Origin of the sequence: Chryseobacterium sp. SIMBA_038, from assembly GCF_046535115.1 — a bacterium.
GTDB lineage: Bacteria > Bacteroidota > Bacteroidia > Flavobacteriales > Weeksellaceae > Chryseobacterium.
In genome coordinates this window covers 1094248-1119058 of sequence record NZ_JAWRXH010000001.1, presented here as the reverse complement: position 1 = coordinate 1119058, position 24811 = coordinate 1094248, and the positions used below count along the sequence as shown (strand labels likewise).

The following is a 24811-nucleotide window of genomic DNA, read 5'->3' as shown; positions in this document are numbered from 1 at the left end:
TATGAAAAAATTCTCCAAGATTTTTGTGCTTTTACTTTTAATACTGAGCTCATCAGGAGCTTTCGGGCAAAAGTATTATGACGATCAGTGGAAAAAAATAGAGGAAAATAGTAAAAAAGGTGCTTATAAATCTAATCTTCCCGTTATTTTAGACATACAAAACCATGCTATGAAAGAAAATAATACACTTCAGCTTATTCGATCTTTAAAGGCAGAATTTACGATCGTTAATCAGACGAGTGATGATAATAAAAATGATGCGGCTTCTAAGTTTTTCGTTAAACTTCAAAATTCCGATAAAAATTTGAAAGGTGAAGGGAAATTGGTTTATGATGTTCTGCTGAATAGTTTTTTCATGGATTATTATAATCAGCATTCTTGGGAGATCAATGGAAGAACGAATCTAAATTCTCAAGATGTTTCTCAGATCGAAACGTGGAGCAAACTTGATTTTAAAAATTATTTAACTAAAAACTTTCAGGAGCTTGACAAAGAAAAGCCGGAAATGAAAAAAGTTTCATTAAATGGCTATAAAGATGCTTTTTCAAACACAAAAGATATTTCTTATTTTCCGACTTTGTTAGATTGGTATTCGTTGAGAAAAGTTAATTTCTTATCTGATAACGGACTTTTCACTAAAAATGAACTTACAGAAAACAGAACGAAGATCAATACTATTTTTGATGAATTAATTGCTCAGAATACAGGAAATTCTAAATTGTATTTCATGCATCAGAAATTATTGGAGAATTGTAATTTCAATCTATGTAAAGATAAATTAGAGCAGCTTCAAAATCTTGTAAAATCTAATGTAGAAGGCGATTATAAAGTTTTGGTCATGGAAGAGATCATGACTGAACTTAATGGCAAAAAGAAATCAAAAGAAGCTTTGGAAATCGCAGCTCAGGCAAAAAGTCAATATCCGAAATCTCCTTTCATAGAAAATATTAAAAACAAGGAAAATCAAATCACGAATCCTTCTTTAAATATTAAATATGAGCCACAAACGCAAGGTAATCTACCGATTCATATTGTTGCAGATTATAAAAACGTTTCAGAATTCTCAATCAATATCTACGAAGTAAAAGGAGAATACACATCATTAATGCAATATGTGCAAAATTCTTACGGAGATCTATATAGCAAGGTTAAAAAGAATTTGGTAAGAAAAGATGTGTTTCAATTGTCTGATCCTAAAGATTTCCAGACTCATAAAACATCTTTGGAGGTTAAACCTCTGCCTTCCGGAGTTTATGTGGCAGAATACTCTGTTGCCGGATCGGATGCAAAAGATAATGAATCCAGACAGAATTTTTACTTTTTAGTTTCTGATAACAGAATTATTTATCAATCTAAAACAGATAGAAATCAACTTTCAAACGAACTAAAATTAGTCAACAGCGAAAACGGAAAACCTATTATTAATGAAAATATTACGTTTTATGAATTTGTTTCTAATAAAACATTAACTAAAATCGAAGGAAAGACAAACGATATAGGAGTTTTCAAATTTCCAACAACGACGAGCAAGGATTATTACAGAACTTTCCTTATTCAGCAACCAAAATCCAATAGTTTCCAGATTATGCAGGTGTATGGAAATGATGGAAATCCAGCAGAATATAATCCGAACAAACAAACCCGTACGAAAGCTCAGATCTTTACAGACAGAGCGATTTACAGACCCGGGCAAACCGTTTATTTCAAAGTAATTAATACTAAAATTGATAAAGAAATTGAGTCTGTCGCTTCAGGTTTAAAACAGAAAATAACGTTGCAGGATGCCAATGGCGAGGATGTTACTTCTCAAAACTTTACAACCAATGATTTCGGTTCGTATCATGGAAGTTTTATTCTTCCAAAAGGAAAACTGAATGGTGTATTTTTCATAAGAACAGACGGCGGAACGAATGGTAATAAAGATATTCGCGTTGAAGAATACAAAAGACCAAAATTTGAAGTGACTTTTGATCCCGTAAAAGAAGAATATAAATATGGCCAAACCATTGAATTAAAAGGGAAAGCTATAATGTTCTCAGGTGTTGCTTTGAGCAATACAACAGTAAATTATGAGATCAAAAAGCACAACATCAGATGGAGATATTTTGGATGGTATCCACAAGGTGATGACAATGAAAATTCAATTCTTGGAGAAGCTAAAACGAATGAAAAAGGAGAATTTGTTATCCGTTTAGACCTTAAAAAAGATGAAAAATTAGAAGGTATTCAGATTGATAATTATGAAATTAATGCTTCGGTTACGGACATTAATGGTGAAACGCAGTCTGCAGACACGCAGTTGAAAGTAGCTTCGGTTTCTCATTACATTAAGGCAGAAGACATCAAAAATACTTTTGCGGATGAAAATGTAAAAGTGAAAGTTGAAACGAAGAATTATAACGAACAGGATTTAAAAAAATCATATCAGGTTAAATTATCTAAACTGAACGCTCCGAACAGGATTTTCAGAGATAATTTTAAATCAGAAATTCAGGATCTTCCGAAATATTCTAAAGAAGAGTTTATCAACAAATTCCCACATGATCTATTTGATAAAAATGATGAATTGAAAAACTGGAAAACCTCTTCTGTCATTCTAAATGGAACAAAGCGAAGTGAAGAATCTCTTGATTTAGGAAAGCTTGAAGCAGGAGATTATCAGTTAGAGTTATATAATATTGAAGGAAAAGACACCATAAAATCTTCTCAAAATTTCAGTGTTTGGGATAAGAAATCTTTAAAATCAACTCAGAAAACATTCTTAACCGTTTTAGAACCTAAAAATGAATTTTCAAGAGGAGAGAAGGCTAAGATCTATGTTTATTCTGCAATTCAGGATGCTTTAGTAAACATTTTTGTGCAGGACGGTTCAGGAAAAACAGATGCAGAAACTCAGAAATTCAAAAACGGAATTCTTGAATATACTGCTGATATTCCAAAAGATAAAAATGTAGCAACGTTGAATATTCAGTTTCAGGTTGTGGCATTTAATGATGTTCAAACGCAATCTGTTAATTTAAAAATAAAAGATACGGAACAGCCATTGAGAATTGAAACAGTGACTTTCAGAGATAAATTAGAACCAAATTCTAAAGAAAAATGGTCTGTGAAGGTTCTAGGAAATGATAAGGAAAAAATCAATGCCGAAGTGTTGGCAAATATGTACGATATGTCTCTTGATCAGTTTGCTGCAAATAGCTTCAATTGGGAGAAATTATATACTACTTTTTCAATCGTAACATCTTATGATATCAGACAATATTTGGAACAGAAATATTATCAGAAAAGATTACAGTATTTCAATGGTAATTATGTAGAAGTTCCTAAGTTTAATTGGTTTGATAATAATGTTGTAGGTTATTTGCAAGGAAGAGCGTCCGGAGTTATAGTCGAAGGATATGCTAGTGCTGTTCCGGCTCCAATGGCTGCTGGATCGAGAAAGATGAAATCTGCAAGAATTAGTGATGCTGCAATAGATATTATAGATTCAGGAAGATCATTAAGCGAACAAGAGAAAGCGGAATATACCGATGTTGATGCGGATGGAGTATTGGACAAAGATGATTCGGGTTCTTTAGATAAAATCCCAGTCCGCCAAAATCTAAACGAAACAGCTTTCTTCTATCCCGATTTAAAAACCGATGCAGAAGGAAATGTAAGCTTCGAATTCACTTCTCCGGAAGCATTGACAAAATGGAAACTGATGTTCTTGGCTCATACAAAAGACGCAAGAGCAGCAACTTTAAATAAAGAAGTGGTAACGCAGAAAGAATTTTCCGTGACACCAAACTATCCAAGATTTTTAAGAGAAGGGGATGAATTGAACCTTCAATCAAAACTTTCAAACTTAACGAGCAAAAAATTGAGTGGTTCGGCAAATCTTCAAATATTAGATGCATTCACTAACGAAGATATTTCGTCTAAATTTGGGTTAAATGCAAGCACTCAGAATTTTGATTTAAATGAAAACGGAAATTCAGCATTAACTTGGAAAGTAAAGGTTCCAAATAACGTTTCATCGATTATTTTAAAAGTGGTTGCAAAAGCTGGACAATATTCTGATGGTGAACAAAAAGCTGTTGCGATTCTTCCCAACAGAATGCTGGTGACGGATGCAGTTCCTGTTTTTGTAAAAGAAGGCGAAACGAAAACGTTTGTTTTGGATAATCTTAAAGACTCAAATTCAACAACGATTTCAAATGTTTCAAATACATTGGAATTGACAACAAACCCTATTTGGGAAATTATGTTTGCACTTCCAAGCCTGAAAAATGACCAGAATAATTCTGCGGATGTAATCTTCAATAAATGGTTTGCAGATGTGTTGGCTTCTGAGATTTTCAAGGCTAATCCAAAAATGAAAACTGTCTTTGAAGAGTACCAAAGCAAAGGATTATTAAATTCAAATCTTGAGAAAAATCAGGAATTGAAGCAATTACTATTGGAAGAAACTCCGTGGGTATTGGAAAGCAAAAACGAAGAAGAGCAAATGCAGAAATTAGCATTGTTATTTGATGCCAATACAATGAAAAACTCGATCAATCAGGATTGGGATGATTTCAAAAAACTGCAAAATCCAGACGGAGGTTTCTCTTGGTATTCTGGTTACCCTAGCTCGTACGGAACTTCTTTATATATTCTTAAAAACTTAGGAAAAATCAATTCTTGGTTAAAAGATAATGTGAATGATTATCAAAGTTCAGAGCAGAAAGAATTGGTTGCAAAACTGGTTCAGTATGTAGATAATGAGATTGCTAAATATTGGGATGTGGAAAAAGAAAATGTTTGGAATAACTGGACGTTAGATTATCTTGATACCAGAAACTATTGGGAAAAACAATATCCATTAAAAGGAAAAGGCGCAACTTTAAAAACTTTAGTAAAACAAAAAGCAAAAACGGTAAAAATCACAGATTTTACGTTCTTCGGATTGCACCGTTCAGCGTTATTGATGAGCAATTACGGATTAAAAGATACTTCGGATAAATTAATGAATTATCTAAAAGAAACTTCTGTTGATACAAAAACACAAGGCGTTTATTGGAAACAAAACCTTAACGATTGGGGTTGGTTCGGTTCAAAAGTGGTGAATCAGGCAGGAGCGTTGGAAGCTTTCAATATATTAAAACCAAACGATCAGAAGTTCATCGAAGACATGAAAATCTGGTTAATCACGCAAAAAGAAGTCAATTCTTGGGGAAGTTCAAGAGGAACTTCGGAAGTGATTTTTACGATATTAAATTCAGGAAAATCATGGACAACCGCAGAAAGCGACAAAGCAACAATCGTTTGGGGCGGAAAAGAATTACAGCCGCAAACTCAGGCAACTGGTTATGTGAAATCAACCGTAAAAATTGATGTTGTTGATAAAAACTTAGGAACAGTAACGGTAACAAAACCAGGCCCCGGAATTGTTCAGGGCGGATTATTCTGGCAATATTATGAAGATATAGATAAAATTAAATCATCAGAAAATTACATCTCGATCACAAAAGAATTGTACAAAAAAGTAAAAACGGTAAACGGAGAAGAATTACAGAAAATCTCACCGGAAACTCCATTAAAAGTAGGAGATAAAGTAACCGTAAGAATGATCCTGAACACAGACCGTCCAATGGAATTTATCCACATCAAAGACATGCGTGCAGCAGGATTTGAGCCTGTAGATGTGCTTTCGGGTTATCAATGGAAGAACAACTTAGGCTACTATCAATCCACAAAAGATGCTTCAACCAACTTCTATATTCAGTACATGCCGAAAGGAAAATTTGTATTCGAATACGATTACATAGCCAACGCATCAGGAAAGTTCTCCAATGGGATTACAACGATGCAAAACTATTATGCACCGCAGATGAATGCGCATACAAAAGGAACAAATGTTCAGATTTTGGAATGATTTTTGGCTATAGGGAAGTAGTAAAATATTAAAAATAAAACAAAATGAAATTTTCAAAAACAGTAATGACAGGGCTCGTAATGTTGATCGGAGTAAATGCTTTCGCGCAAAAGAAAGCAGATAAATTTGAAAAATTACAGATTGAAATGTTCCCGAAAGCAAAAGAGGGATATAAGCAAGTTTACATCCAGCTTCCAGTCGCTAAAAACGAAAACGATTTAAAAGTAGAGTTTTTCGTAGGCGCAGAAAAAATGCTGGACTGTAACAAACAATTCTTGATGGGAAATGTAAAATCTCAGGATCTGCAAGGGTGGGGCTACAACTATTATGACGTAGAATCCAACGGTGAAGTTGGAAGCACATTAATGGCTTGTCTGGACAAAAAAATGACCAAAAAATTCGTCTACATCCAGCCCGAGATCGTAAGATACAACAGCAAATTACCATTGGTGTTCTATGTCCCAAAAGACCTCGAAGTTCGTTACAGAATCTTGCGCCCGGACGCTGCAATGAAGAAAGCCGTTCAAAAATAATCTTGAACGATCAACATATCAACTCCTCACATTTTGTGGGGAGTTTTGTTTTTATACTTACTTGAAAATTTGCGTAATCAGCAAGATTTGCGAGAAAAATATGTTATTTTACCATTCATAATCAATGATTTAGAACTTAAGATTTTAAACTCCTAACTTTCTATTTGATAGTTGTTTACATCCTTTTTTTTAATAGGTGTAAAATGATGAAAAAAAACTGATATATTTGTTTTTTAACAATTAGAAAAAGATGGAAAACGTATTTGACGCAAAAGACGCTCAGAATTACATTGATAGAATAAATAAATTGATTGAAGATACTCACGGTTTGTGGGGGAAAATGACTGTTGATCAGATGTTGGCTCACTGTTGTATAACCTACGAAATGGTATACGAACCTGAAAAACACAAAAAACCGGGAGCAATTGCAAAATTTATTTTAAAAAGATTTGTAAAGCCTAAAGTGGTAGGTGAGAAAGCGTATCCGAGAGATTCTCCTACTTCTCCACAGTTTTTGGTTTCAGGAAGAAAGAATTTTGGTGAAGAAAAGAAAAGATTAATTGGATATATCCAAAAAACACAGCAATTGGGGGCTTCTGCTTTTGATGGTAAAGAATCTTTTTCTTTCGGAAAATTAAATTCTGACGAATGGAATAATATGTTTGCAAAACATTTGAATCACCATTTGTCGCAATTCGGAGTCTAACACAAATTAAATACACACACATGAAAAAACTTTTATTACTCCTCATTCTCGTTTCCAATTTTGCATTATCCCAAATGCCGAATATTTCCAATGTTTGGTTAAACGACAGTAAACCTTACACAGGAACAATTGGAAACGATAAACAGGAAATTAAACTGAAAATCAATACTTCTGAACAAAACAAGAAAAATGATCAGCAATATCTTGTTTCAGGATATTCTCTTGTTGATAAAAACTACACGAAGTTTGAAGGTAATTTAACGATCACCAAATACAAAGACGGCAAGAAAAAAAGCATGATCTATGGTGAATATGAACTTGTTGAAGAAAAGAAAGGAAAGCATTCCGGAGTTTTCAAAGGTAAGTTCATTTATACTTTCAATTGGAATAAAGCTACTGAAAAGATCGAAGCTCAATACATCGATTTCATCGGTGATTGGAAGAGCTATGACGGGACATTAGATTTTAAAACACGTTTAAAAAATCAATAATCATGTTCAGAAGAATTTTAGCCGTTCTTGGAGGGCTCTTCTTTGGTGTTGTAACCATCACTATTGTTGAAAAATTAGGACATTATTTATTTCCACGACCTGCGGGAATGAAGGAAAACGACATGGAAGCTTTGAAGCAATATTTGGAAACCGCACCTTTGATGGCATTGCTTTTTGTTATTCTTGGCTATGCTTTGGCATCTTTGATTGCAGGATTTTTCGCTACAAAAATTGCTGATGACGGCAGAAAAACATATGCTGTTATTTGTGGAGTTATTTTCTTACTTCAAGGAATTTATATGATGTATATTCTACCCACTCCGATTTGGTTTTGGGTTCTTGGGATTGTAGTTTGGGGACTGGTTTTAGTAGGATATAAATTGGCTTTAAATAAAAAAATATAATATGAAATTAGGAGCATTTTCGATAAGTTTAAGTGTAAAAGATCTTCAAAAGTCTAAAGATTTTTATGAAAAACTGGGCTTCAGCACTATGGCGGGAAGTACGGAGCAAAATTATCTCATTATGAAAAATGAGGAACATCTTATTGGCCTTTTTCAGGCGATGTTTGATGGAAATATGCTTACTTTCAATCCGGGTTGGGATCAGAATGCTCAGAATCTGGAAGCTTTTAATGATGTTCGTGAAATTCAGAAACATTTAAAGGAAAATGGTGTTCAGCTTGATAAAGAAGCAGATGAAACAACCTCCGGCCCTGAACATATTTTCCTGAAAGATCCTGACGGAAATATGATTTTAATCGATCAGCACAGATAAATATAAAAAACAAATGATATGAAAATTTTAAAAGGAATTGCAATAGTTTTAGCTTCAATCCTGATTTTTTGGCTGATTCTCGCAGCGTTTATTTCAGGTGACTGTAATTATGAAAAATCAATTTCCATCAACGCTCCCGTTGAAAAAGTATGGCAGAATACCAATACTTTAAAATCAATGGATCAATGGAGTCCGTGGAATCATCTTGACCCAAATATGAAAAAAGATTGGACAGGAGTTACAGGGCAACCAGGAGAAAAAGTATGTTGGGACAGCAAAAAAGATGAAGCTGGAAAAGGCTGTCAGGAAGTGAAAAAAGTAGATGCAGCCAAGAAAAGAATTGATACAGATATTAAATTCTTAACTCCTTACGAAAGTGAAGCTCACGCGTATGTAACCGTAGTTCCGGAAGGAAATGGAAGCAAAGCAACGTGGGGATTTACGTCAAAAATTCCGTATCCATTTACAGTAATGAAGATGTTTATGAATATGGAAGATGCAATTGGAAAAGATTATCAGAAAGGACTTTCTCGACTAAAAGAAATGTCTGAAAAACCATAGGTTTTAGCTTAAAGCAATAAGCAGAAGGAAACTAAACTTTTAAATCAAAATAAAATATTCAAACACGAATAGCACTAATATTTTAAGCACTAATATTCACAAATAAAATTAGTGTCATTTGTGAAAAGAATTTGTGTTATTCGTGTTTAAAAATAAAACTAAACTATAATTTAAAAAAAAGCACACATTATGGCATCAGTAAACGTTTATTTAACATTCAACGGAAATTGCAGAGAAGCATTTGATTTTTACAAATCTGTGTTTGGCGGGGAGTACATGTACATCGGAACTTTCGGGGAAATGCCTCCAATGGAAGGGCAGGAAGCGAAAGAAGAAGATAAAGACAAAGTTATGCACGTTTCTCTTCCGATTTCTAAGGAAACGACTTTAATGGGAAGCGACGCGGGTTGCGATTGGGTTTCTCAATTTAAAACGGGAAACAACTTCTCAATTTCTATTAATGCAGATTCAAAAGAGGAAGCAGATAAATTATTCGCGGGACTTTCTGCGGACGGATTGGTAACAATGGCGATGGCAGATACTTTCTGGGGAGCTTATTTCGGAATGTTTACCGATAAATTCGGCATCAACTGGATGGTAAACTATGACGATCCTGCTAAAATGCAACAACACCCTTAATATTCATATCCTGTATATGAAGCAGCGGTAAAAATAACCGGCAGATCGTTCTGTCGGTTTTTATTTTATGATACATTTGCATTCCAAAAAATTCTAAATTTGGATTTAGGGATTAGATGACAGGATTTAGGGCTTAGGTTTTTAGGATTAAAGTTATTTAATGCTTTAAATCTTTGCTAAGTGAAACGCCTTTGCGAACTTAAAATATTCTTAGTACTAATAAAAAACTTTGCGCCCTTTGCGTTAAAATAAAAAACAAAAATAAAAAAATAAAAAGATGAAATTCACAATCGAAGAAATCAAAGCAGAACACCAAAAAGTAAAAAGCGGAGCGGATTTTCCAACATATATTCAGGCTATTAAAAACAGAGGAGTTTCTCATTATACTGTTTACGTTTCGGATGGAAATACGGAATATTTTGATAACGAAAGTCAATCAGATACTACCGGAAGTAAATATGATACTTTAACTATTTCTGAAAATGTAAACCTTGAAAATTTTAAATTAAGATTAAAACTTCACCAACAGGGAGGAACAGATTATTTAACTTTCTGTAAAGACTGCGCAGAAAACGGAGTCGAAGGTTGGAAAATGGATCTCAACACAATGACCTGCACTTATTTTGATAAAGCTGAAAATAATATCCTTGTTGAACAGATTCCAACAGTATAATTTTGAACTTATTTAAACCACAAAAGCAACAAAAGATTAACACATTAGTATTTTAAGTTAACCAATAGACGGCAAATAAGATCACATTAGCTTTAAAAATCTTTGATTTTATTCTTTTGAGAGCTTTATGTTTTCAAAACAGCTAAATCTTAAATCATTCATGGCTTTTGTATCTTTTGTGGTTAAATTTTTAATTAGTTTAAAAAGTTTTTTTATTTAAAACTTAAACTAAAAAGATAAATTTTCATAAAATATTTTTTTTGCTTATTATTGATAATCGAAATCACTTTTTAAATTGTGATAGATTTTAGTAATAAACTATTTTTATTAAAATAAAATGTAAAAGAATAAATTATGAAGATTTTAAAGTCACTGGCTTTGATTATTTTCACTTTGGGAGCAGCAAAATCCTTTGCTCAGAAAAGTGATCTTGGAGCTTGGTATATGTATTTTGGAAACAATAAAATCAGTAAAAAATTAAACTTTCATAACGAGATCCAGTATCGTAATTTTGATGGGATCGGAGATTTGGAACAACTTTTAATTCGTACCGGAATTGGGTATGATTTAACGGAAAATAATAACAATGTTTTGTTGGGTTATGGTTTTATTTTAAGTCAACCCTATGTAAATGGTGAAAAAAAGGAAAATATTGAACATCGAATTTTCCAGCAATATATCACAAAACAGAAGTTCGGAAGATTCTATCTTCAGCACCGTTACCGTTTGGAAGAACGCTTTCTACAAGACGATTTTAGGATGAGATTCCGTTATCTGTTAGGATTAAATATCCCGATTAATAACAAAGAAATGCTTCCAAAAACTTTTTACGGATCGGTTTATAACGAGATTTTCTTAAATTTAAACAGCCCGACTTTCGACAGAAATAGAGTTTATGGAGCGTTAGGATATGTTATCAATAAAAATCTGAGAATTGAAGCAGGTTATATGAATCAGATTCAGGAAAACAAAAACCGCGGACAAGTTCAGATTGGTTTTTATAACAATATTCCATTCAACAAAAATTAAAAACTAAAACACACATATGCACTCAGGGAAAAAATTTGGAGCAGTTGAATTTATAATCTGGACAAGAAGAAGTATCTATTGTTTAGCCATTTTAGCGGCAATTCCGACGGTTTTATATTTCTTCGGATGGAAATTTCTGTATGTTCCGTGGCAGCCGATCGCGATCATGGGAACTGCGGTTGCTTTTATTGTTGGTTTTAAAAACAATGCGAGTTACAGTCGACTTTGGGAAGCCAGACAAATTTATGGCGCGATCATCAACGACAGCCGAAGTTTTGGGTATATTTTGAGAGATTCTCTTTCGGGAAAAGATCCGAAGAAAGTGAAAGAAATGTTCTTGCGTCATTACGCATGGCTCACTGCGCTTCGTTTTCAGCTTCGTGAATCGAGAGCTTGGGAAAATATGAGTACAGCACAATTTGACGAATATTCAAAAAAATATGACATTCCGGAAAGGCTTTCTAAGCTGGATGATGAGTTGAAAAAGTACCTTTCAGAATCAGAACTTCAATATATTTTAAGCAAGAAAAACAGAGCAACACAGTTGATGGCAAGTCAGAGCAAAGAGTTGTCGGAAATTTATTCAAAAGGAGAAATTAATGATTTTCAATGGACGCAGATTAATCAGCAATTAGTAAAATTTACAGATAATCAAGGAAAAGCGGAGAGAATTAAAAACTTTCCTTATCCAAGAAATTTTTCTTCGATTACGACTTATTTGTTGCTGTTATTCATTGTTTTTGTGCCTTTTGGATTATTAAAAGAGTTTGATAAACTAGGCGACGGAACTATAGTTGAAGGATTTACGGTTTGGTTTAATATTCCGTTTTCACTGTTGGTAACGTGGTGTTTTCATACATTGGATAGCGTAGGAGAGGCCTCTGTCAATCCATTTGAAGGCAGTCCGAACGATGTCCCGATCACACAGATCAGTCGTACAATTGAAATCGATATGAGAGATATGCTGGATGAATCTGATCTTCCGCCTGCAATTGTTCCGAAAAATAATATTGTACTTTAAAAAATAATTGAGTTAATAACAGCAGTGAAAAGTGGTTTTAATTTAAACAGGATTAAATTTTATCGAAGATAAAATCCTTGCGCCTTAAATATTACTTAAAATAAAACCCTTTGCGCCTTTGCGATTAACCAAAAAAGATAACACTAAAAAACAAAAATAAATGATTCACACTTACGTCATCATATCCATCGCAGTCCTATTATCTGTGATGATATTGGTAATGATTGGGCAAAAACTAAGAGTGGCTTATCCCATCTTTTTAGTGATTGCAGGTTTATTGATAAGCCTTATTCCGGGAATGCCACACATTGAAATAGAGCCCGATTTGGTTTTCCTAATCTTCTTACCTCCGATTTTATTTGAAGCGGCATGGTTTACCTCATGGCAGGATTTTCATAAATGGAGAAAGCAGATTTTTTCGATGGCTTTTGGATTGGTTTTTCTTACCTCAATTGTTGTAGCTTATCTTTCTTCATCGATAATTCCGGGACTTACGGTTGCGATGGGATTCTTATTGGGAGGTGTAAATTCTCCGCCAGATGCTGTAGCAGCAACTTCAGTTTTAAAACATGTGAAAATTCCTAAAAAGATCACAAGTATCTTGGAAGGAGAAAGTTTGATCAACGATGCATCGAGTTTAATTGTATTTAAATTTGCCTTGGCTGCCGTAATTTCAGGGCAGTTTGTATTTAGAGAAGCGGTTCAGGATTTCTTCACAATGGCGGTCGGAGGAATTGCGATAGGGGTGGCGGCTGGATTTTTATTTGGAGCATTTTTAAGACTTATTCCGTCAAATTCGAATATTGATACGGTGATTACGCTGATAGTTCCTTACATCATGTATGTTGGCGCGGAACATTTCCATTTTTCAGGAGTGTTGGCGGTGGTTGCCGGAGGTTTATTGATGTCTTATAATTCGCATTGCTATCTCAGTCATACTTCGAGAATCCAATCCGGAAATGTTTGGAGTGTCTTGATTTTCTTGATGAATACGATTATTTTCATTCTTATCGGCCTTGAATTACCAATTGTCGTGGCCGCAATGAAAGATTACACCATTTCAGAAGGAATTTTCTACAGTGTTGTGATTGGTGGAGCAATTGTTTTAACAAGAGTGATTTACAGTTATGCCCTAATGTATTTTCCAAGGCTTTGTTCGAAAGAGTTGAGGTTAAAAGTCCCCAAACCTGATTGGAAGGAGCCTTTCATCATAAGTTTTGCAGCAATGAGGGGGGTAGTTTCCTTAGCCGCAGCGCTTTCTATTCCTGCATTTTTACCAAATGGAGAAGCTTTTCCACATCGGAATATCATTTTGTTCGTAACTTTCGTTATAATATTAATTACGTTGGTCGGACAAGGTTTGTTATTGTCGCCGATTTTAAAATTATTAAAAGTAAGTGATGCCGGAAGTGAGCTGCCAGAAGAAAAGCAGGAAGTTATTTTAATGAAAAAGTTAAAAGAAACGGCTTTACATAAACTAGATAATGATTTTTCAGGATTGGCAGAAACAAACAGTTTGGTACGTCATCAAAAACATAGACTTGAAAATGAAATGATGATGATGACCGATAAGGCCAATTGCATGGCGTCCACCGGAGATTATGTTACTGCGATGAATGAAAATAAAGATGTTTTAAGACAGATCATTCAGGCGCAGAGAAATGAACTTCACCGTATGAAACGTGAAAAAATATTTGATGATCATGTGATGAGAACCATCGAAATGCAACTGGATTTTGATGAAGCAAAGATCACAGGATTTGCCCATTAAATGAAAAATTAAAAGAATATGAGTACACCAATCACCGTTCAGTTTAAAATAAATGCTCCGATCGAAAAGGTTTGGAAGGCATTAACGAATAAAGACGAAATGAAAAACTGGTATTTTGATATTCCGGATTTTGAATTGGAAGTTGGAAAACAGTTTAATTTCTACGAACCAGGAGATGAGAAAAAATATCATCATCAGGGAGATATTTTAGAAATTATTCCACATCAGAAAGTGAAACATTCCTGGACTTATCCTGAATTTTCAAATGGAAAAAGCGTTGTGACTTGGGAAATTCAACCTGATGATAAAGAAACAATCGTTACATTGATTCATGAAAATATTGAAGCTTTTAACGATTTAGGCGAAAATTTTTCAAGAGAAAGTTTTACAGAAGGTTGGAACGGAATTATTGGACAAAGCTTAAGACAATATTTAGAGAAGTAATTTTAAAATTTAATTAAAAATACTTTTTGTAATTCTGGAAGAATCTAAGCATATTTTAAAATAAGCTATCAAGTTTTTTCAGAGTGACAAATTACTTTTTAAGAACATTACAATTTAGTCACGCAGTCAATGAAATTAGCAAAGCGGAATAAAATTTGCTATTTTTGGGGAAATATTTAGAAATTCAATGAAAAAAAATATAATTGCAGGTTTTGCAGCAATTTTGTTCTTGACATCTTGTAACAAAGATGAAAAAATTCTGAACAGCTTAAACGATTATAATAACTCTATGGAAACTAAAGGTTATCATTTTGGTGATAAACTAGAGCTTCCAAAAGATGTTGCAGAAAATGCAGAAAACGTTACCATCAGTTTTGGAGATAAAGAAACTTCAAACTTAACAATTGATCCTAAATTCTTTACTTTAGGGGATAATGCAGTAACTTTTAATATCAAAACAAAAGGCGGTGAAACGCTGAATCAGGACGCAACCATTAATGTATTCGCGAAAAATCCTGAAAAAAAAATCTCATATCAAATCATCGCAGAATATCCTCACGATCCTAAAAATTTCGTACAAGGTTTTCAGGTGGAAGGCAATACAATTTATGAAAGTGACGGACAAAACGGTTCTTCACAGATTTTAAAATATACGCTGGGAACTACAACGCCTCTTGCTTCTACAAAACAGGCTCCGGAAGATTTTTCTGAAGGAAGTACAATTGTTGGTGATAAAATTTATCAATTAACGTGGCAGAGTAAAAAAGGTTATGTTTACGATAAAAATTCATTAAAATTATTATCAAGCTTTGCGTATCCTAACGTGTTGGGAGAAGGTTGGGGATTAACGTATGACGGTAAAAACCTTATCGCATCAGATGGAAGTAAATTATTGTATTTCCTTGACCCGAATAATCCTACAAAATTGGTGAAATATATTGCTGTTGCAGGAAGTTCTCAGGCTTACGATCAGCTGAATGAGCTTGAATTTCACAACGGATTTATTTATGCAAACGTTTGGCAGAAACCAATTATTCTGAAAATTAATCCTGAAAATGGGGAAGTAGTCGGCACATTTGATTTTACAGATATTGCAAAACAAAATACCAAAGGAAGCGATGATGTATTGAATGGAATTGCTTTCAAAGGCGAAAATATGCTGGTAACAGGGAAAAACTGGTCTAAAATTTATGAAGTTGCCGTAAAGTAACTTTTAGAAAATAAAATTTGATATTAACACATCAATAGAAACGGGCTTTAGCCCGTTTTTTTATATAACATCAGTCAAATCGGCTTTAGCCAAAACCTAATTTAAGCAATAAATTCCCTATTTTTGAAACATATTTAGATCATCAATGAAAAGAAATATAATAATTGGTTTTGCAGCGGTTTTGTCATTAATTTCTTGTAATAAAGACAAGGAAATATTGGGAAGTTTAAGTGATTACAACAACTCCATGGAAACTAAAGGATATCATTTTGGGGATAAACTACAACTTCCAAAAAATGTTACAGAAAACGCCGAAAGTATCAGCATCAGCTTCGGAGAAAAAGAGACCTCTGATTTAACAATCGATCCTAAATTTTTTGTATTCGGAGATAATGAAGTCACTTTTAACATCAAAACAAAAGGTGGCGAAACATTAAATCAGGATGCTACAATTAATGTATTTTCTAAAACTCCTGAGCAAAATATTTCTTACGAAATTGTAAAAGAATATCCTCACGATCCTAATAATTTTGTTGAAGGATTTCTTATCGAAGGCAATACCATTTATGAAAGTGACGGCTTAGCTAATGCTTCTCAGTTGATAAAATATGCGCTGGGAACTACAACTCCGATTATTACAGAGAAACAGCCTGCCGATATTTTTTCAGAAGGTTGTGCAATTGCTGGGGATAAAATTTATCAGTTGACCTATCAGAATAAAAAAGGTTTTGTTTACGATAAAAATACCTTAAAAAAAATATCGGAATTTCCTTTGCCTAATGAGTTTGGAGAAGGTTGGGGATTGACTTATGACGGAAAAAATCTTATTGCAGATGACGGTTCAAATAATCTGTATTTTTTGGATGTTAATGATCCTTCGAAAGTCGTGAAAACCGTTCCAGTTGGTGGATATAAAGATATTTACAACCAAATCAATGAATTGGAATATCACAATGGATTTATCTACGCAAATGTTTGGCATCAGCCGATTATTTTAAAAATAAATCCTGCAACCGGAGAAACAGTTGGTAAATTTGACTTTACGGAAATTACTCAAGAAAATGCACAAAACGATAGTGAACGTGTTTTAAACGGTATCGCTTTTAAAGGTGATAATATGCTGATTACAGGTAAAAAATGGTCTAAAATTTATGAAGTTGCGATTAAATAAGCAACAATTTCAATTTGAATAAAATAAAGTATGTAAATTGGTAGTGTCCACAAAATTTTATCTTAGAAAAAAGAACTTTTGAAATTATTAAACTTATTATTGATCTTTCTATTCTGTTCATTATCTGCACAGAAATCTATTCCTTTTGATACCTTAAAGTTGAAAGAAGCAAAAGATATGTTGGCAGACGATTATGGCAATCTTTACATCTACAAAAACAAGGATTTCAGTTTTACAAAGTATGATTCTTTAGGGAAACAGCTTGGAAAGCTTATGTTTACGGTTCCTTTTAAAGTTCAGAATGTTCAGAATCCGTTAAGTATTGCTTTCTTTTCAGAGAACGCTCAGGAAATGAAGTTTGTAGATCAAAATCTTAATGAAATCCAGAAAGTAGATTTTAAACAGAAATTCGGATTTATAAGAATGGCTTACGCAGAAGATCTTCAGCAATTATGGTTGTTGGATGATAGTATGAAGCGATTAATTCAATATAATTTCAGAAACGAAACAACGATAAATTCTTATCCTTTTGATGCAAGTTTTGATGACTTGATGGATTTGATGGTTTTTGAAAATAAGATTTACATTTTAACTAAAAAACAAATCAGAATCTACACTTTTAAATTTGAAAAACTCTTTGAAGCTCCGATTGAAAACGGAAAGCGTTTCAGAAGAGAAAACGAATTTATTTTAGTGATTACTAATAATTCGATTTTAAAATACATTCCGGAAAAAGAAATGGTGAAAATTTTTGAAGATCCCGATGCACAAATTGTGGATAAAAATACCCTTTCTTATTTTGAAATCAAAGCCAACAACCTTTATCTTTACAACCTCGAAAAAAGTAAAGAAACTAAGTTGCAAACAGAACCTGAACCGGAGAAAAAACCAACGGATCAGCCAGTAGGAAAAAGTGAAGAAAAATCTAAAGAAGGATCTTCGGAACAGCCTGCAGGAGAGAATTTAGAGAAACTGATCAATGAGATTTCCGAAGTACAGAAGTTTGGTATTTAGTGATAAAAGCGATTAAACAGTAAAACATTAAGGGAAATTATGCATATTGCAGTTACAGGGAATATTGGAGCAGGGAAAACTACATTAACAACCTTGCTTTCAAAGCATTACGGATGGGATGCGCAATTTGAAGATGTAGATCACAATCCTTATCTGGAGGATTTTTACGCAGATATGAGCAAATGGAGTTTTGCGTTACAAATTTATTTTTTGGGGAGCAGATTCCGCCAGGTGAAGGAGATCAGAGAAAGTGGGAAAAACATTATCCAGGATCGTACGATTTATGAAGATGCTCACATTTTTGCAGAAAACTTAAATGATATGAATCTTCTTTCGACCAGAGATTTTAATAATTATATTTCTGTTTTCGATTTGATGAAAAACTTTGTTTCAGCACCGGATTTATTGATTTATTTGAAATCTGATGTTCCTAATTTGGTTAAAAAGATTTACAAAAGAGGAAGAGAATATGAAGCTTCAATCAGCATCGAATATCTTTCAAAACTGAATCAGAAATACGAAAAATGGATCTCGAGTTATACAGAAGGTAAGCTTTTAATTATCGAAGTTGATAATCTTGATTTTGTTGAAAAACCGGAAGATTTCGGATTTATCCTTGAAAAGATAGAAGCAGAGTTGAACGGATTGTTTTAACATTTATTTATCATTAATTAAGAGTCCCGTAACTTGATTTGTTACTACATTTGATAGACTCAAGTTTAATTTTTTAAATACAAATAAAATGTTAGTTAAGGTTTTACATAATGGAAGTTGTTCAAAATCAAATGCTGTTTTAGAGTATTTGGATGAGAATGGAGTGCCGTTTGAGATCATCAATATGACTGAAGATCCACTAAGCATTTTGGAAATTAAAACGGTCTTGAAAAAGCTTAACCAAAGTGTTTTTCATATCATCCGTAAGACTGAAAAATTATATATGGATAATTTTGCCAATAAGAATTATTCTGAAGAAGAATGGATTAAAATCTTATCTGAAAATCCATCATTAATACAAAGACCGATCTTAATAAAAGGCTCTGTTGCGATGTTGGGAAGACCGATTGATAACGTAAAGTTTTTTATTGAAAAGTAGTTACATTAACATTAAAAATATAAACAAAAAGTCAGCATTATGCTGACTTTTTTACTTTTTAAAGAAGAATTACTCCTTCTACTTTTGCGACTTCTTTATAAATTTTAACCACCTGATCGGCATCTAAAACAAATGCGTTGATATTGCAGGCAGTGTATTTTCCATTTTTACTTTCGCGGTTTCCCAGTGTAAACTTGATCCCGTCAAAAACTCTGTAAATTTCAGTAAGTTTAGATTGATCAGTCGGGATTATGAATTTAAATAAATAATCTTCCGGAAAATCATGATGATCTTCCAGCTTTTCCTTTAGAGAATTATAAAACTCTTCAGGGTTTGCGTGTTGATTTCCTTGTAATATATCCATCTGCAAATTTTAATTTTATATATAAATATAGCGAAAATAATTCTATTTTCCAAGCGGTCCTAAAAGAGCCTTAGAGTTCTGGTGCTCGTAATCTTCAATGATATTGAATAATCCATTGACCATTTGTTCAGAAGCCAACTGACTCAAACCTCCCGAGCTTACCGTACTTTTATTTCCTCCAAGCAGACTTCCTAATAAATTATTTCCTGATAAAGCTGTATTTATTGTTTTAACGATACCATATTGATTCAATTGTTCGTCAACTTTAGGCATAATCGCTGCCACCAATTGTTGCTGAGTTTTTTCTTTCAATATCTGCGTTGCCGTAGTTCCCTGAATAATTCTTGTAACATCCTGCGCACTTAGGCTATTCACAGCTCCTTCTAAAATAGGTCTTGAAACATTTACTGTATATGAAGCCGCCTGAGCAATATAATCTTTTTCTTTGGCAACCAATGACGGAGCAATTTTTTCTAATGTTGAATTAATATCTCTCAACTCTTTTGGTAATGCTTTGTCTACCAGATTGTTCTGCAAAAAGGCATCTTTGTTACCATAAATTCCCATTCCTTTATTAATACCGTTTAATAAAAGCTTTTTAATGACAGAAAGCCCTAAATCGGTGGTTGCTAAAGTAGTGCAAGACTGCATGGTTGTATTGATAACTGCACCAGTACCAATGATTAAAGCAGCTGCAATGATATATTTTTTCATTTATTTTTTATTAATCTATAATATTCTCAAATTCTGAGCCAAATTTAGCTAGTATTCTCTGTTTAACAAAATTTTAAATTTAACTACACAAATTGGGGCGTTTTTTATGATAAGCTATTGGTAAATCGATTGCATTTTTTTTCTTAATATGAGATTATATTTAATGAAATAGTATTGAATCCTAATATTACTTATTCTTAATATTGATTTGTTGTTAATTTTCAGAATTTTTAAGAAATATTAACTATGTAACATATATTTTTATAATTTTGGCTAATGTCTTTTTTTGAGAAATACGAAACGGCTCAAACAAAGATGGTAAAAAGACCGTAAATCTTTTTATAAATTATTGATTGTACAAATAAATTGAAACTATATGAAACAAAGTGATTTAAAGTATTCATGTCTCATTGCTGTTCTATACTTTGGTATGAATGTCAATGCGCAGACTACTCCCAAAAAAGATACTCTGAAAGAGCAGAAGATCGAGGAGGTAGTGATGATTGGATATGGATCTCAGAAAAAAGAAAATGTTACCGGAAGTATTGGTCTTGTTTCTGCAAAAGATTTAGCAGATAAACCGAATGCAAACCCACTAAACTCTGTGCAGGGAAAATTGGCTGGAGTAAATGTTGTGACATCAGGTACACCAGGTGGATCTCCTAGGGTGGATATTAGAGGGGTTGGATCTTTGTCTGGTAATACAGTTTTCATTGTTGATGGAATGTTAACGGAAGATATTTCTTTCCTTAATCCTCAGGATATCGAATCGATGAGTGTTTTGAAAGATCCTTCAAGTTTGGCAATTTTTGGAGCTAAAGCTGCAAATGGAGCTGTAATTATCAAAACTAAGAGTGGAAAAGGAAAACCTGTTTTTAATGTTAATTCCTATTTAGGTATTAAAAAGGTTACCAATATTCCTAAAATGGTAAATGCAGATCAATACGTTGAATTGTACAATGAAAAATTAATGAATGACAATGGTTCTTCTGCAGGATCTATCAGTAGAGCAGATTTCCCAGCTGATACTGATTGGTTCAAAGAAATTTTCCGTACGAGCATTATCAATTCAAATGATTTCTCTGCTTCAGGAAGTCTTGGGAAATTAAATTATTATGGTAGCGTTGGGTATCTACAGGATGAAGGTAATTTGGCTGCAGGGCAAGGAATTAATTCTGGAAGTGGTTTTAATAGATTCAATACAAAATTGAATTTAAGTTATAAAATTACAGATAACATTACAATTGGAGATAATTTCTCTTACTCAAAAACAAGAACTGACGTAGCAAATAATCCTTTGTTGAATGCACGTAACTCTCCACCATTATTTGACCCTATGAATTCTGCAACAGGAAGTTATCAGTTTTTCAACGGCTATTCTATTGCAAATCCGAGAGCACAATTAGATCTTTACAGATCACAGATAAGACAGGACAGAATGCTTAATAACGTTTTTATTGATATTAAGTTTTTAAAAGATTTTACTTTTAGAAGTAGTTATACAACTGATAACTATAGTCCAAGCCAGTACGAATATACACCTGCAATTACATATACACCAAATGCAACTCTTTCGAAACTTATTACAAGAAATGTTCGTAATAGGAACTATGTTTGGGACAACACTATTAATTGGAAAAAAGATTTCGGAAATCATAATTTAGAATTACTAGCCGGTTTTTCAAGAATTAGAGATTCTAGATCTGAAGATGTTTTCATTGCTAAAAACGTAGCTTATGATGGAACTAATGCTTCTTTAAACATTTTCAACGGTACTGATATATTTAATTATCAAGATACTGCAGCGGAAGTTCCTGATGGTAGACCTGCTGCTACACAAGATCAACAAAGAATTGAATCTTTCTTTGGAAGAATCAATTATGGTTATGCGGGTAAATATCTTTTAAATGCCTCTGTACGTAGAGATGCAAGTTCACAAATATCAACAGACAGATATAAAACTTTTCCTGCTGTAAGTATTGGTTGGGTGGTTTCAAAAGAAGGTTTTATGAGTGAGCAGAATGTTTTTGATTTGTTGAAATTGAGAGCAAGCTGGGGTAAATTAGGTAACCCGAGAGTTAAAAGAGATTATTCTCAGATTGTAACTAATATTGGTGGAGGTGCATATTATGGTAATACTGGATATCCAGCAGGAACAGTTGACAGAGTGATTGATCCGTCAATTGGTTGGGAAACAACAACGGGCTCTGATTTTGGTGTTGAGATGGCATTTTTAAATAATAAATTAAAAGTTGAGGGAGCTTATTATAACAAAGAATCAAAAGATGTAGTTTACGGAGTTAATCAAGCCACAATTTCCGGAGCTAGTAATCCGTATGATTATATCACTAATGCTTACTCTTTTAAAAATAAAGGTTTTGAAGTATCTGTAAATTATAATGCAAATCTTAGTGAAAGTGTTAAACTTGGAGTTTATGGAAACTTCACATCTCTGAAAAATGAGATCACAAACGTTTATCAAGATTCATTCTTAGAAACAGGAGCTAGTTTATTTGGTAATTCAATTGTAAGATTACAAGCCGGGCAAGCCGTTGGTTCTTACTATGGATACGAAGTTGCAGGCGTGTTCCAAACTGATGCTGAAGCGGCTGCATCCGGGCAGAACGGAGCAAAGGCAGGATGGTTCAAGTTTGCAGATCTTGATGGAAATGGAGTAATTGATACCAGAGATAAAACTTTCTTAGGTAGCCCTATCCCCAAAGGAACTTATGGATTTGGAATAAACTTGACCGTTCATTCAATTGATTTTGGAATAGATTTCCAAGGAGTTTTTGGTAATAAAATTTATAATTATAACCGTGAGCAACGTTATGGTAATGAAAGTTGGGATCTTGATATGTATAATAACAGATGGACGGGTGCGGGTACTTCCAACACCAATTCTATGATTACTTCTAACCAATCTATTATTTTACCAAGCAGCTTTTATGTAGAAGATGGCAGCTATTTTAGAATCAGAAATATTCAGGTAGGATATAATTTACCTTCATCATTAGCTCAATCTTTATCAGTTAAAAAACTGAGAATATATCTAAGTGCACAAAACCCATTAACAATTTTCAAATATAACGGATTCTCTCCTGAAATTATGAATTCTGATAGAGTACAAATGGGTATTGATAATAATATTTATCCAATTTCTGCTATTTATACAATGGGTATGAATTTAACATTTTAATTAAAAAGTCATGAAAAAAATATTTTTAACAATCTCAATACTTTCATTATTTGCTAGCTGTAATAATGATTTTGTTGATATTAAACCCGAAGGGATAGTAGTGGCAGAGGACTTCTATAAAACAGAAGCTGATGCTATGAAAGCTACGAATGCTATATACAGCTTCTTAAGAAGTTGGGAAAACTCTGGTTTCCCTGCACAATTTGTATTTGGAGTAACTGGAGATGACGTTGAAAAAGGATCAAATCCTGGTGATGCATCTTTTATCAATGCGTATAATAATTTTTCTTTTACAACAAGTGATGACGGAGTTAATGGATACTGGACTGGTCAATGGCAAGCCGTTCAAAGAACAAACCAGGTTATTACCAATGTTCCGAACATTGATATGGATACAGCTCTTAAAACAAGATTGGTTGCAGAAGCTAAAATGTTGAGAGCATATTTCTATTTTAATTTGGTAAGAATATATGGTGGCGTTCCTATTTTTGATGGGATACAAGCTGATTACATTAATAAACCAAGAAATACTGCTGCAGAGGTATATGCATTTATTGTAAAGGATTTAACTGAAGCATCTGCAATTTTACCGCAAACATATCCAGCAGGTCAGGAAGGAAGAGTTACAAAAGGTGGTGCTTTGGGATTACTCTCAAAAGTTTATCTTTATATGAAAGACTACCAAAAAGCTTATGACGTTTCAACTCAAGTAAAAGGGATGGGATATTCTTTAGATCCTAGTTTTAATCACTTATTTAGACCGGCAGGTGAATTTGGAACTGAGTCAGTTTTCGAAGTTAATTGTGGTTGTTCTCCAGAATTTGGTGGGAGTCAGTATGCAGAAGTTCAGGGTGTGAGAAATCAGTACGGATGGGGTTTCTTTACGCCAACTCTAGCATTAGAGAATGCATTTGAACCGGGTGATATCAGAAAACAATTTACCATTCTTAGAGAAGGTCAAACTACACCGGAAGGTGATCTTATCAAAAAAGGAGATCCGCAAGCAGGCAATACTTGGAATTATAAAACTTACGTTCCTTCATCACTTAACAATAATGCGTGCGGATATGGATCAATCCAAAACATAAGAATCTTGAGATTTGCAGACATTCTTTTAATCAATGCCGAGGCAGCAAACGAATTAGGAAATACTGCGGTTGCGATTACAGATATCAACTTAGTAAGAAACAGAGCTCAGCTTGCGAATACAACTGCAACTGGTCAGTCCACTCTTAGAACTGCAATTTGGCAAGAGAGAAGGGTTGAATTGGCAATGGAAAATGATAGATTTCCAGATTTAGTAAGAACAGGTCAAGCTGCTACTTTCCTTGGTCCATTAGGATTTCAAACTGGTAAAAATGAGTTATTTCCAATACCTTTAAGAGCAATTACAGATAGTAAAGGTATTTTAACGCAAAACCCTGGTTACTAAAAATAAATAAAACTTAGAGGAGAATGAAAGTTCTCCTCTTCTTTTAGGGATGATTTTAAAAATATATGAA

At 33.5% G+C, this 24811-nt stretch carries 22 protein-coding genes; 20 read left to right on the top strand and 2 right to left on the bottom strand.

What is annotated here, in order from left to right:
- The first annotated feature begins 1 nt into the window (after position 1).
- The 18 genes from SB689_RS05070 to SB689_RS04985 all read left to right on the top strand — a co-directional run bounded on the left by SB689_RS05070 (position 2) and on the right by SB689_RS04985 (position 19032).
- The gene (locus SB689_RS05070) at positions 2-5899 is read left to right on the top strand and encodes an alpha-2-macroglobulin family protein (protein WP_410691074.1); all 5898 of its coding nucleotides are present in this window, start codon (positions 2-4) and stop codon (positions 5897-5899) included.
- 44 nt (positions 5900-5943) lie between these two features.
- Positions 5944-6432, top strand: coding sequence for a serine protease inhibitor ecotin (eco, locus tag SB689_RS05065; RefSeq protein WP_410691073.1), 489 nt, complete (start codon positions 5944-5946; stop codon positions 6430-6432).
- Between the two features lie 250 nt (positions 6433-6682).
- A complete protein-coding gene (locus SB689_RS05060) occupies positions 6683-7138 on the top strand; it encodes a DUF1569 domain-containing protein (RefSeq protein WP_410691072.1) in 456 nt (151 codons plus the stop codon).
- A 20-nt stretch (positions 7139-7158) separates the two neighbouring features.
- Positions 7159-7629 carry a hypothetical protein gene (locus tag SB689_RS05055; protein ID WP_410691071.1) on the top strand — a complete coding sequence of 157 codons (471 nt, stop codon included), beginning with the start codon at positions 7159-7161 and terminating at the stop codon, positions 7627-7629.
- A 2-nt stretch (positions 7630-7631) separates the two neighbouring features.
- Positions 7632-8033, top strand: coding sequence for a hypothetical protein (locus SB689_RS05050; RefSeq protein WP_410691070.1), 402 nt, complete (start codon positions 7632-7634; stop codon positions 8031-8033).
- Position 8034: 1 nt separating this feature from the next.
- Positions 8035-8406: a VOC family protein gene (locus SB689_RS05045; protein ID WP_410691069.1), complete on the top strand. Its 372-nt coding sequence runs from the start codon at positions 8035-8037 to the stop codon at positions 8404-8406.
- Between the two features lie 18 nt (positions 8407-8424).
- The gene (locus SB689_RS05040; protein ID WP_410691068.1) at positions 8425-8967 is read left to right on the top strand and encodes an SRPBCC family protein; all 543 of its coding nucleotides are present in this window, start codon (positions 8425-8427) and stop codon (positions 8965-8967) included.
- Positions 8968-9156: 189 nt separating this feature from the next.
- Positions 9157-9606, top strand: coding sequence for a VOC family protein (locus tag SB689_RS05035; RefSeq protein ID WP_410691067.1), 450 nt, complete (start codon positions 9157-9159; stop codon positions 9604-9606).
- A gap of 277 nt (positions 9607-9883) precedes the next feature.
- The gene (locus SB689_RS05030; protein ID WP_410691066.1) at positions 9884-10279 is read left to right on the top strand and encodes a DUF1398 domain-containing protein; all 396 of its coding nucleotides are present in this window, start codon (positions 9884-9886) and stop codon (positions 10277-10279) included.
- A 354-nt stretch (positions 10280-10633) separates the two neighbouring features.
- A complete protein-coding gene (locus SB689_RS05025) occupies positions 10634-11308 on the top strand; it encodes a DUF2490 domain-containing protein (RefSeq protein ID WP_410691065.1) in 675 nt (224 codons plus the stop codon).
- A gap of 16 nt (positions 11309-11324) precedes the next feature.
- The gene (locus SB689_RS05020; RefSeq protein WP_410691064.1) at positions 11325-12329 is read left to right on the top strand and encodes a bestrophin family protein; all 1005 of its coding nucleotides are present in this window, start codon (positions 11325-11327) and stop codon (positions 12327-12329) included.
- A gap of 160 nt (positions 12330-12489) precedes the next feature.
- On the top strand, positions 12490-14100 hold the full coding sequence (locus tag SB689_RS05015) for a Na+/H+ antiporter (RefSeq protein WP_072410956.1): 1611 nt from the start codon (positions 12490-12492) through the stop codon (positions 14098-14100).
- 18 nt (positions 14101-14118) lie between these two features.
- Positions 14119-14544, top strand: a complete 426-nt coding sequence (locus SB689_RS05010; RefSeq protein WP_410691063.1) for an SRPBCC family protein — start codon at positions 14119-14121, stop codon at positions 14542-14544.
- A gap of 187 nt (positions 14545-14731) precedes the next feature.
- A complete protein-coding gene (locus SB689_RS05005; protein ID WP_410691062.1) occupies positions 14732-15754 on the top strand; it encodes a glutaminyl-peptide cyclotransferase in 1023 nt (340 codons plus the stop codon).
- A 145-nt stretch (positions 15755-15899) separates the two neighbouring features.
- Entirely contained in the window at positions 15900-16925 is a 1026-nt protein-coding gene (locus SB689_RS05000) for a glutaminyl-peptide cyclotransferase (protein ID WP_410691061.1), read from the top strand.
- A gap of 78 nt (positions 16926-17003) precedes the next feature.
- Complete coding sequence (locus SB689_RS04995; protein ID WP_410691060.1) at positions 17004-17939, top strand: hypothetical protein; 936 nt, start codon at positions 17004-17006, stop codon at positions 17937-17939.
- Between the two features lie 39 nt (positions 17940-17978).
- Positions 17979-18593, top strand: a complete 615-nt coding sequence (locus SB689_RS04990; protein WP_410691059.1) for a deoxynucleoside kinase — start codon at positions 17979-17981, stop codon at positions 18591-18593.
- Positions 18594-18681: 88 nt separating this feature from the next.
- Positions 18682-19032 (top strand): ArsC/Spx/MgsR family protein, encoded by a 351-nt coding sequence (locus SB689_RS04985; RefSeq protein WP_410691058.1) that lies wholly within the window; start codon positions 18682-18684, stop codon positions 19030-19032.
- 58 nt (positions 19033-19090) lie between these two features.
- Here SB689_RS04985 and SB689_RS04980 read toward each other — a convergent pair whose 3' ends face one another.
- Positions 19091-19396, bottom strand: coding sequence for a DUF493 family protein (locus tag SB689_RS04980; RefSeq protein WP_410691057.1), 306 nt, complete (start codon positions 19394-19396; stop codon positions 19091-19093).
- Between the two features lie 42 nt (positions 19397-19438).
- Positions 19439-20110, bottom strand: coding sequence for a DUF4197 family protein (locus SB689_RS04975; protein ID WP_410691056.1), 672 nt, complete (start codon positions 20108-20110; stop codon positions 19439-19441).
- A gap of 376 nt (positions 20111-20486) precedes the next feature.
- Here SB689_RS04975 and SB689_RS04970 point away from each other — a divergent pair, with 376 nt between their 5' ends.
- The gene (locus SB689_RS04970) at positions 20487-23309 is read left to right on the top strand and encodes a SusC/RagA family TonB-linked outer membrane protein (RefSeq protein WP_410691055.1); all 2823 of its coding nucleotides are present in this window, start codon (positions 20487-20489) and stop codon (positions 23307-23309) included.
- A gap of 10 nt (positions 23310-23319) precedes the next feature.
- Positions 23320-24741 carry a RagB/SusD family nutrient uptake outer membrane protein gene (locus SB689_RS04965; protein WP_410691054.1) on the top strand — a complete coding sequence of 474 codons (1422 nt, stop codon included), beginning with the start codon at positions 23320-23322 and terminating at the stop codon, positions 24739-24741.
- Positions 24742-24811 lie beyond the last annotated feature (70 nt).